Genomic DNA, 13,880 nt, shown 5'->3' with positions numbered 1-13,880 from the left:
TTCAGGTTGATAATTATGTCTAATTTTTCGATGAAAAATATGTAATTAACGATAGTGAGCGTTACATCTCATTAGTGAGTGTTACTGCAAGTAGGTTTTCAATAGTTTTGTTACTAAGTCGGGTTGCTCATTGGTCACGCCATGGCCCGTTTCGGGCAAAACAATGAGGGGAGCATTAAGGTGCTGGCTGAGGCTAATGCCATTTTCCAGTGGAAAAATCGCATCACTGTCGCCCCAAATCAGCAGCGTCGGCGGCAGTTGTTCTACCGGAAACGCGGAAATACGGGTTCGGTCTTCCACCAGCGATTGTATTAAGGCGGATTTCTCATCTCTGAATGACGCAAAATAATTATGGTAGATCTGATCGGCGACAAAGTCTGGCATCCGTTTGGGTTCCACAAACACATGGCTAAACAAGCGTCTGACTTCATCACTGTTTTGCGGCACAAATAATTGCTCGGGTTGCTCGACACCTGCGCGCTGACAGAGGGCGGTTAAGTCATTATCTGTAAACAGGGGGCCGGGGCTGGCAATAATGACGCTTTTCTCGATACGCTCAGGCTGCGTCATCATGTTGTAAGTGACAAAACCGCCGTAAGAAATACCCGCGACATTGAATTTGTCGATACCTAAGGTATCCATAACCTGCCACACCGCGTCTGTCTGGGTGCTGAGGTTCGGCTTACCGTGACTGTAGGAATCACCAAACCAGGCTAAATCCGGCACGATCACGCGGTAGTCGCCGTTGAGCGTGAGCATTTCATTCTTCCACGTGGAGATCGCGGAGCCGCCAAAACCGTGCAGCAGTAACAAGGGCTTGCCGGTGCCACCCACCCAATACTTCATGGTACCGCCATCGCTTAACGGCAAATAATGCTCTTCGTAGCCGGCATTGATCAGTTGCGTGCGATCGTGACCCGCTTTCCATGTTACTAATTCACAGCCAGATAATGCCACCAGCGAAAGAATAAGCAGGTAATAACGAAAGAACCGAAGAGGGTGGAATACGGACATGGTGCAGCTCCCTGTGAATGAACTTATATTATACAGTGTTTTATTGAAGGGTGAAGGCGCGGAATGGATGTTTTGAAACGGCTCGCAGTGTTTGTGAAACGAACAGTGCAGGCGAAAAAGTCGGCATGATGGCTATGTTGTTATAGAACAAGGCATGATTTAGCAGGAAGTTGATGGTAGTTTTATGCGTTTCATACTCCGTCATATACAATGATGTGAGTAGTTCACATATTGATATAACAGGGAGACACACATGCGTGTTTTAGTGACGGGTGGTATGGGTTACATCGGTAGCCACACTTGCGTACAAATGATTGAAGCAGGTATGACGCCGATTATTGTTGATAACCTATACAACAGTAAGAAATCAGTACTGGCTCGCATTGAAAAGTTAACGGGTGTGAGCCCAGCCTTTTTTGAAGGCGACATTCGTGACCGTGCATTCTTAGACAAGGTGTTGGCAGAAGCGAACGTTGACGCCGTGATCCATTTCGCTGGCTTGAAAGCGGTCGGTGAGTCTGTTGCGAAGCCGCTGGAATATTACGATAACAACGTACACGGTACCTTGGTATTGGTGGAAGCGATGCGTGCAGCTGGCGTGAACAGCCTGATTTTCAGCTCATCAGCCACGGTATATGGTGATCCTGCTTCTGTGCCAATTACGGAAGATTTCCCAACCAGCGCGACCAACCCGTATGGCCGCAGTAAGTTGATGGTGGAAGAATGCCTGACTGACATTCAGCATGCGCACCCAGAAATGAGCATTACATTGCTGCGTTACTTCAACCCAGTGGGTTCACACCAGTCGGGTGAAATGGGTGAAGATCCGCAAGGTATCCCGAATAACCTGATGCCATTTATCTCGCAAGTGGCCGTGGGGCGCCGTGAGTTCTTGTCTGTGTTTGGTGATGATTACCCAACCGTTGACGGTACCGGTGTACGTGATTACATTCACGTGCTCGATCTGGCTGATGGTCACTTGGCGGCATTGACGCACAAAGGCAATGAAGCGGGCTTGCACATTTATAACTTGGGTACGGGTAACGGCTTTAGCGTACTGCAAATGGTCGACGCGTTTTCACAGGCTGCGGGCGTAGAGGTAGCGTATCAAATCGCACCACGCCGTCCGGGTGATATTGCAGAGTGTTGGGCTGATCCAGCAAAAGCGAAAGCAGAACTGCATTGGTCTGCAACGCGCACTATCGATGACATGACAGCGGATACATGGCGTTGGCAGTCAGCGAACCCAACCGGTTACCCTGATCTGTAAGCCACTTTTGTGCGTGTGAGTTGCTTGTTGTGAGCGGCTCTCGATAAGTTAAAGAAAAAGCCCAAGCATACGTGCTTGGGCTTTTTTATCGCGTCGTTATTATTGCCGTGAGGGTGTGTTGTACGGCTTTATCAGGCCGAAAATTACCAAACTCGTGATCGCACCAAGGGTATCTGCCAGCATGTCTTTTTGCGCATCCCAAATATCCCCTTGGCTGCCTAAAAACTCAATACCGGCATCGCCGCCTGCCAATACCGCATACCACCATTCGATGATTTCATAGGCTGCTGCAACGGCCATGATGGAAAAGAGCCCAAACAGTGACGCGACAACGGGCTTGCAATGGTTCTTACGCACTAAATATTCAGCGATAGGGAAGGCATAGAAGCCAATCGCATAATGTGCAATCCGGTCGAAATGGTTGCGATCAGAACTAACAAGATCATTGAACCAGTCAAACGGGACATTTGCAAAGGTGTAATGGGCGCCGATACTGTGCATGAGTAACCATATCGACATCATGACGTACGCGGTATTAGAAAACGTGAAGGCGCGGTGGGTCGCAACCAAGCCAAGGAAAACCAGCGCGATAGGAATAATTTCAGCCACCCACACTTCGAAAAAAGCAGGGTTAATGCCAGACCAGACAATCACACTGCCGACCAAGGCGGCAAGAAAGAGGGGAAGAGGGGCTAATGGTTTGTAAGTTTCCATGTGACGGTCCTATCTGTAATGACGTGTACTTGATGGTTTTAAACGCAATAATACACTGTTTTATTGTGTCGTAAACCTTTCATTATTTACGTGCTGTTAAGGCGGCGAGCCGAGATTGCAATGTGTCTACGTGTTCCATTGCGGTTTACCGATTATGCAACCGCGTTAATTATAGATAATGGCTGACTGAATCTATGCGAACTCAGGCTGTGCTGTGCAAGCGCGATGCTCAGTGTCTGCTAAGCGCTTGCTAAGTGCTATCGGTATGAAATTTTGGGAAAACAGCAGGTATGGGGTGTGCGTCAAAAGAAATGTGGTATAATTTTCTGCTAACCAAATTTAGAACTGTGTGACGAACGTCACGCAGGGTTATTACAGAATTATTCATGCTCAACACAGAGCATTATGACCGGAGCACCATTTTGCATTTTAAAGATCTTGGATTAGACCAGCGCCTGCTTCAGAAACTGAATCACTTGGCGTTCAATAAACCAACGGAAATTCAACAAACCGCTGTCCCTGTTGCGATTATGGGGAAAGATGTGTTGGCATCGTCGAAAACGGGCTCTGGTAAAACTCTGGCATTCCTACTGCCGGCCATGCAACGCATGTACCGCAGTAAACCTTTCACACGCCGTGACCCACGCGTGTTGATCCTAACGCCGACCCGTGAATTAGCGAAGCAGGTGTTTGCACACTTGCGTACGCTAAACGCAGGTACACCTTACGATGCAACATTGGTTGTCGGTGGTGAAAACTTCAACGACCAGGTAAAAGCATTGCGCAATGACCCAATGTTTGTGATTGCCACGCCGGGTCGTTTGGCGGATCACCTTGAGCACCGCAGTACGCGTCTTGATGGCCTTGAAATGCTGATTTTGGATGAAGCTGACCGTATGCTTGATCTGGGTTTTGAAGCTCAACTTCGTCGTATTCACGAAGCGGCTAATCACCGTCGTCGCCAAACCTTGATGTTCTCTGCAACGTTGGATCACACTGACGTAGTCAGCATTGCATCAGACATGCTGAATGCGCCAAAGCGTATCTCGATTGGTCACTCTGCCGAGCAGCACACAGACATTACCCAGCGTTTCTACTTGTGTGACCACCTTGATCACAAGCAAGCGTTGCTGGATAAAATTCTGGAAACAGAAAACTACAATCAGTTGATCATCTTTACGGCGACCCGTTCAGATACCGAACGTCTAACGAAAGAGTTGAACGAGCGTAAGCTTAAAGCGGTTGCACTAAGTGGCGATCTTAATCAGGTTCAGCGTAACAACATCATGAGCCAGTTTGAGCGTGATTGTCACAAGATCTTGGTCACGACGGATGTTGCATCGCGTGGTCTGGACATTGAAAAAGTATCACACGTGATCAACTTTGATATGCCTAAGCACGCGGAAGAATACGTACACCGTGTGGGCCGTACGGGCCGTGCAGGTAACAAAGGTGATGCGATTTCTTTGGTTGGTCCAAAAGACTGGAAGAGCTTTAAGAACGTAGAAGCGTTCTTACAGCAAGAAATCAGCTTCACTACGATGGAAGGGCTAGAAGGCAAGTTTAAAGGCCTGAAACCTGCACCGAAGAAGAAATTCGTGAAGAAGAAGCCGACGACGAAGAAAGTGGCAGAGAAGAAAGCGACTACTACACAGCAGCCGAAGAAGCGTATGGATAAGCGTTTCTACGACAACATGGCTGTGGGTGATAATGTCTTCATGCCAAAGAAGAAGCAGCCGGTTGATCCTTCTGCTGAAGATTAATCAGTCAGCGACACGGTGCAAACCCTGATCGCATTCTGATAACAGATCGCAGCATAAAAAATGCCAGTCGTTTGACTGGCATTTTTGTATCTGGGATTTTCTGCTTCTGCTTCTGCTTCTGCTTCTGCTTCTGCTTCTGCTTCTGCTTCTGCTTCTGCTTCTGCTTCTGCTTCTGCTTCAAGCATTGCTTATTGCGGGTTATCACTGCCACGCTCAAGGTGCGTTACCAAGGCTTTCATGAAGCGTGCTGCTTCTCCGCCGGTACATGCGCGGTGATCAAAGGTCATCGACAAGGGCAAGGTATTGATCATTGTGGGTGTTTTCTCTTTCAGTATGAATTTCTCCATGATGCGTCCAACCCCCAAAATGGCCACTTGCGGCGGGCTCACCATCGGCGTGGCGTATAAACCGGCAATCGCCCCAAAGTTAGACAGGGTGATGGTGGCATGTTGAAATTGCTCTCTGCCAAGTTGTTTGTTTCTGACTTCTTCGACAGTACGGTCCACCCATTTACGGATCCCCTGGTTATTATATGAATCCGCATGGCGCAATACCGGCACGTATAACCCGTGGGCACTGTCGACGGCGATACCAATATTGACGTCTGTGTGTACACAGCGCGTCATGGTATCGGCATCAAACCATGCATTCAGCGCGGGCTCCGCTTGGCAGGCAAAAACAAGGGCTTTGACCAAGCGGCAGGTAATGTCTTCGTTGTCTGACCACGCATGTAAGCTCGCTTCTTCGGTCAATGTGACGGCGGCAACGTGTTGATGCGCGGTGTGCATGGTGTCAACCATAGTACGACGTGCACCTTTTAAGACTTCCGTCCCTGGCAGTTGCTGATCGCACGCGCGATAGACATCTTTCTCAAGAATGATGCCATCCGGCCCCGAGCCTGAGACTAACGACAAATTGACGCCGAGTTTTTGCGCGAGACGTCGTGCCGCCGGTAAGGCAGATAACAGCGGGCTTTGTTTGTCATTCGGTTGCTCGTAGTTGCCGATCCAAAACTCATCGACATTCACCTGCTGCGGCTCATGAGACACGTTCCCCACAACGGTCGCTGCATCCGTTGATTTAGTTGTGCTGGTTGATTTAGTTGTATTGGTTGATGTAGTTGTATTGGTTGATTTAGTTGTGTCGGTTGATGATGCGGCTTGTGAGGATGGCGCCGAGGCCGTACTCGGTTCAATGTCGATCAGTGCGCAGCCTATGCCGATCACATCGCCTTCATTGCCATGTCGGCCGACAATGGTACCGCTGTATGGGGCAGGGATCTCAACCGTGGCTTTGGCGGTTTCTACTGTCAGGATCACTTGATCAATGTCGACGGTATCGCCCACATTAACGTGCCATTGCACGATTTCTGATTCTGCTAGTCCTTCGCCAAGATCAGGTAAGTGAAATGTTTTCATTGCCAGCCCTCCACCAAATCGCGTGCCGCTTGAGTGATATCATCGGCTTGAATCATGTAAACATCTTCATTGCGGTAATAAGGCATAACGGTGTCCATGCCTGTGACTCGTTTTGGAGGCGCTTTGAGTAAACACAGGGCCTGTTCAGAAACCCGAGCGAGAATTTCTGCCCCGACGCCGCAGGTTTGACACGCCTMATGCACCACCAGCAATCGACCGGTTTTTTCCAGCGAGGTCAGAATGGTTGCCATATCGAGGGGCTTGATGGTGGCAAGATCGATCACTTCTGCTTCAATGCCTTGTTCCGATAAGGTCGATGCGGCCTGCAGCGATTCCACTACGCAGGCGCCCCAAGTCACCAGTGTCACATCGCGCCCTTTGCGTAGGGTAAAGCAGGTATCAAGAGGCAGTGCGTGGCCGTTATCAACAACTGTCGATTTGACCGTGCGGTAAATCCGCTTAGGCTCGAAAAACATAACGGGGTCATTACTGCGAATGGCTGACAATAATAAGCCGTATGCCCGTTGGGGAGAGGAGGGGATAACCACTTTTAACCCTGGGATATGGGAAAATAAGGCTTCGATACTTTCTGAATGATGCTCTGGGGCATGAATACCCCCACCGAATGGCGCACGGAAAACAGCTGGGCAGGTCAGGCGACCACGGGTTCGGTTACGCATTCGTGCTGCATGACACATAATGTGTTCCATGGCGGGAAACACAAAGCCTTGAAACTGGAACTCAGCGACAGGGCGTAACCCTTGGCTGGCCATCCCCACAGCGACACCAGCTATTAAGGCTTCCGCGAGAGGGGAATCGATTACGCGTTTACAACCAAATTTGTCTTTTAATCCGACCGTAGCACGAAAAACCCCACCGTTATCGCCCACGTCTTCACCCATGACGATCACGTGTTCATCGTTCGCCATTTCATGGTGTAGGGCAAGGTTAACCGCTTCTAATAATGTCAGTTCATTCATGCTTACCTCCCTGCATTGTGTCAGGCGCGACGTTTTGCATGTGCAGTGCTTTGTTGATCACCGTATCACGCTGACGGCGTAAATCAGCATCAGGCGTGGCATAGAGGTAATCAAAACCAGATTCCGGAGGCTGAGGAATGAGTGCTTGATAACGATCAACAGCTTGCTCTACGGCTTCTTTACAACGGTTAAGCAAGCGGTTTTCATCAGCATCCGACCAAGCGGCTTGTTCGACAAGATAGCTTTTAAGTCGGCTAATCGGGTCATATTGCCAGGCCTCTTGTAATTCATCATCACTACGATAGCGCGTCGCATCGTCGGCCGTTGTGTGATCACCTAATCGATAGCTAATGGCTTCGATCAGGGTGGCGCCTTTGCCTTTTCGGGCGTGATCTAACGCGCGAAGCACGGCATCGTACATCGCGACGACGTCGTTACCATCAACAGTGATCCCCACGATACCTGCGCCTTTCGCTTTGTCAGCCAGCCATTCAGCCCCGGATTGAATACGGCGCGGCACCGAGATCGCCCATTGATTGTTATTGATGACAAACACTAACGGAATATTCCAAGCGCCAGCGCAATTCAAGGATTCCAGAAAGTCCCCTTTTGATGTCGCCCCGTCCCCACAGGTCACCAGCGCGGCTTGATGGTGACCTTGAATTTTCAATGCAGCAGCAACACCGACAGCATGGGTACATTGGGTTGCGATAGGCACGCAAAACGGTAAATCACGGGAAGGCGAATCATGCGCGGTAAAATCACTGCCGCGTTCATCGCCACCCCAATACTGTAAATTTTTCTCGAGCGGGATCCCGCGTGCCCACATGGCCGGTAAATCGCGGTAATAAGGAATGAACACATCGGTGGGTTGCAAAGCGCGTCCCACCGCAATGCCCATGGCTTCTGACCCTAAGTGGGAGGGGTAGGTACCGAGTTTCCCGGTACGCTGAAGCGCAACGGCTTTGTTGTCGTAAGTGCGTGTTAACACCATGTCTTGATAGCAGGCGGTCAACATGGAAAGGGTGGCCCAGTCGGGGAGTGGGCGTACGATGTGTCCGAGATGATCGATAAAGCGATGCATCGGCATGGCTTGTACATTCATCATTAGCTCCTTCTGTTGCTGCCTCGAATGAGGCGGACAGCAAAGTGATGACTATGCCAACGGAATGCCAACGAAACGTGAAAAGGATGAAAGTGTAAGGCCGTGGCACAGCTCAATAGTATTAAGTGTAATCAGTTTGTTAACATTCGCTTAGGCTCGAATAAACGCGAACAGTAAAGAATTCGGTACACTTTGATAGTTGTATCAATTATCACGGTTGTGCATTGTTGGCATACGACGGGGAAACGCAGAGTGCGACAGATGCATCAGTGTTAAGAATGGGAGTGAATAACACAGAGAATCGTGGGGATTCACGCATACTTAGTGCATTCATCAAATGCGTATGTATGGCGGGAGAACAAATGAAAAGGTACGGTTATATTGTCATGATGGCCTTTGCTTCTGCGTGTACCTCACAGCCCAACATGGATGATATCGCGCATCAAAAAGCGCAGTTTGTGAATGAAGAGTGCAACACGGTGACCGAGTCTCCCTTATCAGATTCATTTAATACGTTTATGACGGAGCGACAAAAGGAGCTGAAAACGTTGCGTGATGAACTAAGTCAGGAAAATTATGCCCAGCTAGATGATGCGCTACAGCATTTTGCTACTTACTGGGACCAATTGCATACTGAACGTGACTTAGCGTGCGAAGTGAATGCAACGTGTCAGTTTATTTGGTTAAAAAGCCCCGAATTGCAATCAAATGTGGACTTTTGTGATGGGACAGATTTTGAGTACAGTGTGAGTAGGGCAAAAATAATTAATTTTTTCAATGATATAGAAAGGATTGAACTGCATCGTTCACGCTAACCGCCATTCCGTTTGAATTCTGCATACAAAGCGTGTTTTCTAACCGTTTCTTTGATAGTATGCGCGCCGAATACTGCTGAGGTGTGATCTGTGTCACGCCCGATTCCCTTTGTTGCGTCTTTTGTATTACGCTTTATATGGTGGGTATTTTGCTGAGTAATACGCCTCAGGTGCGCCTGTTAATGCGTGATAAAAAAACGTCACAGCTTGATCACAATTCTTTAAATGTGTTAATAGTATAGTTATCTTGTTTTGAACAAGCCCACATAAAATGTGCTGCGTGTGCATAGTTGGTAAGTGAAAACAGGATGCAACCCGGCTGTATTTCTTTTTTATTTCATAACGATGGAGGTATTTATGGCTATCAGCCGTAAAATTAGTAAGGAGCGTTTGGCGCTCAAAATGTCGCTAGCAGGCACTGTGTTGCTGTCTAGCCTCGGTATCGGCTATGGATTGTATGTCGGATCCAACGCTATTCTTCTCGACGGCATGTTCTCTCTACTGAGTATGGGAATGACAGGGCTTAGCCTGTATACCGCTTACTTAGTCTCGAAACCCGATGATCAGTACTTTCAATTCGGATACGCACACATTGAGCCACTCATCAACGTGGTCAATGGCTTGCTCATCTTGATGACTTGTATTTTCGCTTTTATCAATGGTGTGCAAACCATTGCTAGTGGTGGCCATGAGATTGTGTTGGAACACGCTCTGGTTTACGCGGTGTTATCGACCTTCTGCTGTTTCACGATTTATTTTACTGAAACCCATATTGCAAAAAGTGAGCAGTCAGAATTAGTCCGGGTTGATTCACAAGAATGGTTAATTGACGGTATTTTAAGTGCGGCCATTTTGGTGGGGTTTGTCGCGGTCATGATTTTGGATGACATGGGCTACTCACAATGGAACCGCTACGTGGATCCTATCCTCGTTTCTACGCTCTCACTCGCGGCTGTGGTATTACCGATCACAGTATTACGCCGTAACCTCAAGGAAGTGTTGCTGGTGGCCCCTCAGGATGATGCGCAGGACAATGTTGATCGCGTGATCGCAAAATTGTCGAAGCAGTATCATTTTGAAGATTACACGCACCATTTTGCCAAAACAGGTCGTCAGTACGATCTTGAGGTCAATATTTTGGTGAAAGATGATGATTTCTGGACGACAAAACGCCAGGACCATATTCGCCAAGTGTTATGGGAGTCTCTTTCGGAAGAACTTGGCGATACATGGTTATCGGTCAGCTTTACCGGCCAGGCGCGGTGGTTATAGCACCCTGATGTTGTGATAGTAAAAAAGGGCGGTCTCGCCCTTTTTTATTTCGGTTTTTCCGATGTAAGAGTGAGTAATCGACGATAAGTAAGTTTCGCGGTTTGTCACAGTTTCATAACTCGTTTGTGCAATTAACGAGAGAGTGGGGTATCTTTACAGCGTCTAAAAATTGCTTCTAGCTTTAAGTCGTCGCGGTGCCACGGCATACAGTGGCATTTTTTAGACCCACGAGCGTTGAGCGGCAACATGTCGTTGGGCCGACATTGACAGACTTAAAGAAGGGTTAAAATTTTGATGGAAACAATTCTTGTTATTGCATTTATCATTGGCGCAGTTTACGTTATTTGCAAAGAGAAAAAATGCACTAAAGACATCGATTACTCTCGTGATTCTCTGTAAAAAAAGGCGCCGATAGGCGCCTTTTTTTATCCCCCAATCTCATCAAAATGAGAGAATTAATGTGAAGTGGGTGATTGTTTTGTCCATTTTTTTGACGCTTTAAACTGTAGTTGTGTTTTTTGTTCTACACCGTGATCTACATCCCGCCTTGCTTTCTATAAAATCTTGTTATTACACAGTTTTGTGCCTATTGTTAATGTGCTGATTTATACTGAATACTGCAAAAGTGTCATCTTTGTTGCGTACCATCAGGCATAAACGGAAAACAAACTCTATGGATAGGCAAGATTAATCGCAATGCAGTTGAAGCAAAACGTGTTTGTAGAATATAACCGTGCATTTTTTCGTAAGTGCACCCGTAACTTTCATCTTCCTTCTTTTTTATTGGTTCTTATCTTTTCATTTTCATTATCGTCCACAAATGGGATCGTTTCTGAACGGTACTTATCCTCTTTGATTGAAGATGATTCTCGTCGATTATTAAAACATTATTCGAGTAAGCTCGAAGATTACCCGACGATGTTAGACACCCTCAGTAAGCAGTTTCGGTATGATTGTAGTGATTACGATAGCGATCAACTGAAACAGATAACGTATAACGATTACCAAATTCGACGTATGTCGTTGACGCTGAATGATGGTGTGTCTTGCACCAGTTTCGATGCGGCGCAAAGTTCGATAAGTCGGGTGCCACTGATTCTACAGTTGACCGCTGATATTACGTTATGGGTTGCCACAGAAGCACGTTATGCCCAACAAATCATTGCTTTAGATCAGGTGTCATCCAAGGGAACGTTGCGGGTGTATATGGAACCCTTAGCAACCGATGAATTGCGAAATAAATACTGTGCAGACTGTGTGCTCACGTCGCTGTCTTCTGAAACGGACAATACGGTCACTTTTTGGCGTGGTGATGCGTCATTGCTGACAGAAGCACCGTTGTTTAGCACTGAAATTACCCATGGCTTACGCTTGAATGCGTACGTTACCCCTAAGCTACTTGAGCAATATAAACACGATTTTTGGCTGCCCTTATTCTTATTCGGTACCTTTTTAGGGGGCTTATGTTTAGTGTCCTACCGCTTAATGTTAGGCCGCCGAATGTCGTTGCATTCGCTGATAGAGCAAGGCATTGAGCGGGATGAGTTTGTACCGTATTACCAACCCATTGTTGATGTATCGAATAATTCACTTTATGGGTGTGAAATGCTCGCCCGTTGGTTACGTGCGGGGCATGATATTATCTCGCCAATGGAGTTTATTCCTTATGTCGAAAAGAGCGGCCAGATTTTTCCTATTACGGATCAGCTTATCAGCCAAGCGGTGCGTGATATTGGTAAGCTCAATTGGCATTTGACTCAGCAGGTCATGAGTATCAACGTGGTGCCGGATCAATTGGAGTCATTGGATATTATGCAAAAGTCTCTCGCGTTGCTGCATACGACGAAGATTTCACCCAGTCAGATCGCGTTTGAAGTGACCGAGCGTAAACGGTTTACTAATCTCACGATGGCGTCGGATGTCATTGAGCAACTGCGTGAATGTGGCATCGATGTCAAATTGGATGATGCGGGGACAGGCTACGGTGGGTTCAGTTATATTCAGCAATTAAATATTCGTAGTTTAAAAATCGACAAAATGTTCGTTGAAACTATCGGGACATCAGACATAAAACTGTCGCTGCTGGACTCCATCATTGTATTTGGTAAAGAGGCGGGGATGGAGATGATTGCAGAAGGGGTCGAAACCTTGGAGCAATCCAACTACCTGGCGGCACGTGGGATCACGTTACAGCAGGGGTATTACTTTGGGAAGCCAATGGCGTTTCGAGACTTTGCTTATTACTGTAAATCGATGGTTTCACGTTAATACTCACGTGATAGAGGCCAGCCAATAACCCCGCATAGCGACAGATGAATGATCGCCAATAACAATAAAGCCCTGCATTATGCAGGGCTTTATTGTTTGCGGGTAAAAAAACGCAAGCGTTAGATTATGCGTTTTTATCGCGCCATTCTTGCGTTAGGCGAGTAATGCGTTGTTCGGTCTCACGCCAAAGGCGGGTGTTGATCAGGTCACGGTATTCACCGGTAGCTTTTTTACACAGGGCACTTAACTGTGGTACTTGCGTTTGCGGTAAACCGTCAAGCGCTTGCACCGCACCTTCTCGGTTATTACACAGCATGACCATGTCACAACCGGCTTGCTGTGCCGCCAGTGCGCGTTCACTGTAACTGCCGAGTACGTCAGCCCCTTTCATGTTCAAGTCGTCAGAGAAAATAACGCCATTGAACTGCATGTCTTTACGCAACACTTCCTTTAGCCAGTACTCTGAACCGCTGGCCGGTTTTTCATTGAAGTGCTCAAAGATCACGTGAGCCGGCATCATCGCATCCAGCAGTCCTTGATCAACCAAGGCTTTAAACACCGTCATATCATGCAGCTTGATATTGTCACGCGGATCAACCGGCGTTTCCAAATGCGAATCAGCAATCACACCACCGTGACCCGGGAAGTGTTTACCGGTCGCGGCCATGCCTGCTTTTTTCATCCCTTTGATGAACTGGCTGGCATACTGAATGACTTGTTGCGGATCATCAGAGAAAGCACGATCACCAATGGCTTTACAATCAAAGCCCAGATCCAGCACCGGCGCAAAGCTTAAATCGATATCCATTGATAGCAATTCTGCTGCCATAAGCCAGCCGCCTTCGTGAGCCAGTGACAGGCCATCCTGACTGTTCGCAAAGGCTTTTGGCGGAGGAAGCAAGGTGAATTCATCACGAAAACGCTGCACACGGCCACCTTCTTGATCGACCGTGATCAGGAGAGGACGTTTGGCGACGTCACGGATGGATTTTGTTAACGCTCGTAGCTGTTTGCGGTCATGGTAATTGCGCGCAAAAAAGATAATACCGCCAACAGTAGGGTGTTGAATAATCTCACGATCTTCTGCATCCAGTTCATAACCGGATACATCAAGCATCAAAGGACCCATGCATTCTCCTTGGGTGTGATGGTTGTAGCTATTGCCTGATCCTTATTATGCACTAGAAATGCCCAAGCCTGTATCGGGGAGTGTGAAAATCACGTCAGGCTTGTGAATTGAATAACGGGAAAAAAGAAAGGA

12 protein-coding genes are annotated in these 13,880 nt (G+C 47.6%); 5 read left to right on the top strand and 7 right to left on the bottom strand.

Annotation, left to right across the window (positions count from 1 at the left end; genetic code table 11):
- Positions 1-81: 81 nt before the first annotated feature.
- Positions 82-1,014 (bottom strand): alpha/beta fold hydrolase, encoded by a 933-nt coding sequence (locus L4C36_RS11685; protein WP_428477976.1) that lies wholly within the window; start codon positions 1,012-1,014, stop codon positions 82-84.
- 253 nt (positions 1,015-1,267) lie between these two features.
- Between L4C36_RS11685 and galE the strand changes: the two genes are divergently transcribed.
- Entirely contained in the window at positions 1,268-2,284 is a 1,017-nt protein-coding gene (gene galE / locus L4C36_RS11680) for a UDP-glucose 4-epimerase GalE (protein ID WP_428477975.1), read from the top strand.
- Positions 2,285-2,383: 99 nt separating this feature from the next.
- Here galE and L4C36_RS11675 read toward each other — a convergent pair whose 3' ends face one another.
- Entirely contained in the window at positions 2,384-2,998 is a 615-nt protein-coding gene (locus tag L4C36_RS11675; protein ID WP_428477974.1) for a DUF2238 domain-containing protein, read from the bottom strand.
- A 422-nt stretch (positions 2,999-3,420) separates the two neighbouring features.
- Between L4C36_RS11675 and L4C36_RS11670 the strand changes: the two genes are divergently transcribed.
- Positions 3,421-4,761, top strand: a complete 1,341-nt coding sequence (locus L4C36_RS11670; protein ID WP_428477994.1) for a DEAD/DEAH box helicase — start codon at positions 3,421-3,423, stop codon at positions 4,759-4,761.
- Here L4C36_RS11670 and L4C36_RS11665 read toward each other — a convergent pair.
- The 4 genes from L4C36_RS11665 to pdhA are packed head-to-tail and all read right to left on the bottom strand — an operon-like array spanning position 4,758 to position 8,264.
- The gene (locus L4C36_RS11665; RefSeq protein WP_428477973.1) at positions 4,758-4,946 is read right to left on the bottom strand and encodes a hypothetical protein; all 189 of its coding nucleotides are present in this window, start codon (positions 4,944-4,946) and stop codon (positions 4,758-4,760) included. The two genes, L4C36_RS11670 and L4C36_RS11665, sit on opposite strands and share 4 nt — an antisense overlap.
- 3 nt (positions 4,947-4,949) lie before the next feature.
- Entirely contained in the window at positions 4,950-6,179 is a 1,230-nt protein-coding gene (locus L4C36_RS11660; protein WP_428477972.1) for a dihydrolipoamide acetyltransferase family protein, read from the bottom strand.
- A complete protein-coding gene (locus L4C36_RS11655; RefSeq protein WP_428477971.1) occupies positions 6,176-7,159 on the bottom strand; it encodes an alpha-ketoacid dehydrogenase subunit beta in 984 nt (327 codons plus the stop codon). The genes L4C36_RS11660 and L4C36_RS11655 overlap by 4 nt, the downstream gene beginning before the upstream one ends.
- Complete coding sequence (gene pdhA, locus L4C36_RS11650) at positions 7,152-8,264, bottom strand: pyruvate dehydrogenase (acetyl-transferring) E1 component subunit alpha (protein ID WP_428477993.1); 1,113 nt, start codon at positions 8,262-8,264, stop codon at positions 7,152-7,154. The genes L4C36_RS11655 and pdhA overlap by 8 nt, the downstream gene beginning before the upstream one ends.
- A gap of 347 nt (positions 8,265-8,611) precedes the next feature.
- On the opposite strand from pdhA, the gene L4C36_RS11645 reads away from it, so the two are divergent.
- From L4C36_RS11645 to L4C36_RS11635, 3 genes are all read left to right on the top strand, one after another.
- Positions 8,612-9,079: a hypothetical protein gene (locus tag L4C36_RS11645; RefSeq protein WP_428477970.1), complete on the top strand. Its 468-nt coding sequence runs from the start codon at positions 8,612-8,614 to the stop codon at positions 9,077-9,079.
- A gap of 357 nt (positions 9,080-9,436) precedes the next feature.
- Positions 9,437-10,351: a cation diffusion facilitator family transporter gene (locus L4C36_RS11640; RefSeq protein WP_428477969.1), complete on the top strand. Its 915-nt coding sequence runs from the start codon at positions 9,437-9,439 to the stop codon at positions 10,349-10,351.
- A 696-nt stretch (positions 10,352-11,047) separates the two neighbouring features.
- Entirely contained in the window at positions 11,048-12,619 is a 1,572-nt protein-coding gene (locus tag L4C36_RS11635; protein ID WP_428477968.1) for an EAL domain-containing protein, read from the top strand.
- 124 nt (positions 12,620-12,743) lie between these two features.
- On the opposite strand, the gene nagZ is transcribed toward L4C36_RS11635, so the two are convergent.
- A complete protein-coding gene (gene nagZ / locus L4C36_RS11630; RefSeq protein ID WP_428477967.1) occupies positions 12,744-13,748 on the bottom strand; it encodes a beta-N-acetylhexosaminidase in 1,005 nt (334 codons plus the stop codon).
- Positions 13,749-13,880 lie beyond the last annotated feature (132 nt).

Origin of the sequence: Photobacterium japonica (assembly GCF_050337005.1) — a bacterium.
GTDB lineage: Bacteria > Pseudomonadota > Gammaproteobacteria > Enterobacterales > Vibrionaceae > Photobacterium > Photobacterium japonica.
Note: the sequence above shows the minus strand (reverse complement) of the source record. Positions and strands in the feature narration are given on the sequence as shown.

Excerpts from the sequence above, each read along its gene's own strand:
- L4C36_RS11685 (WP_428477976.1), bottom strand. The coding sequence starts at position 1,014 with ATGTCCGTATTCCACCCTCTTCGGTTCTTTCGTTATTACCTGCTTATT.
- galE (WP_428477975.1), top strand. The coding sequence starts at position 1,268 with ATGCGTGTTTTAGTGACGGGTGGTATGGGTTACATCGGTAGCCACACT.
- L4C36_RS11675 (WP_428477974.1), bottom strand. The coding sequence starts at position 2,998 with ATGGAAACTTACAAACCATTAGCCCCTCTTCCCCTCTTTCTTGCCGCC.
- L4C36_RS11665 (WP_428477973.1), bottom strand. The coding sequence starts at position 4,946 with ATGCTTGAAGCAGAAGCAGAAGCAGAAGCAGAAGCAGAAGCAGAAGCA.
- L4C36_RS11660 (WP_428477972.1), bottom strand. The coding sequence starts at position 6,179 with ATGAAAACATTTCACTTACCTGATCTTGGCGAAGGACTAGCAGAATCA.
- pdhA (WP_428477993.1), bottom strand. The coding sequence starts at position 8,264 with ATGAATGTACAAGCCATGCCGATGCATCGCTTTATCGATCATCTCGGA.
- L4C36_RS11645 (WP_428477970.1), top strand. The coding sequence starts at position 8,612 with ATGGCGGGAGAACAAATGAAAAGGTACGGTTATATTGTCATGATGGCC.
- L4C36_RS11640 (WP_428477969.1), top strand. The coding sequence starts at position 9,437 with ATGGCTATCAGCCGTAAAATTAGTAAGGAGCGTTTGGCGCTCAAAATG.
- L4C36_RS11635 (WP_428477968.1), top strand. The coding sequence starts at position 11,048 with ATGCAGTTGAAGCAAAACGTGTTTGTAGAATATAACCGTGCATTTTTT.
- nagZ (WP_428477967.1), bottom strand. The coding sequence starts at position 13,748 with ATGGGTCCTTTGATGCTTGATGTATCCGGTTATGAACTGGATGCAGAA.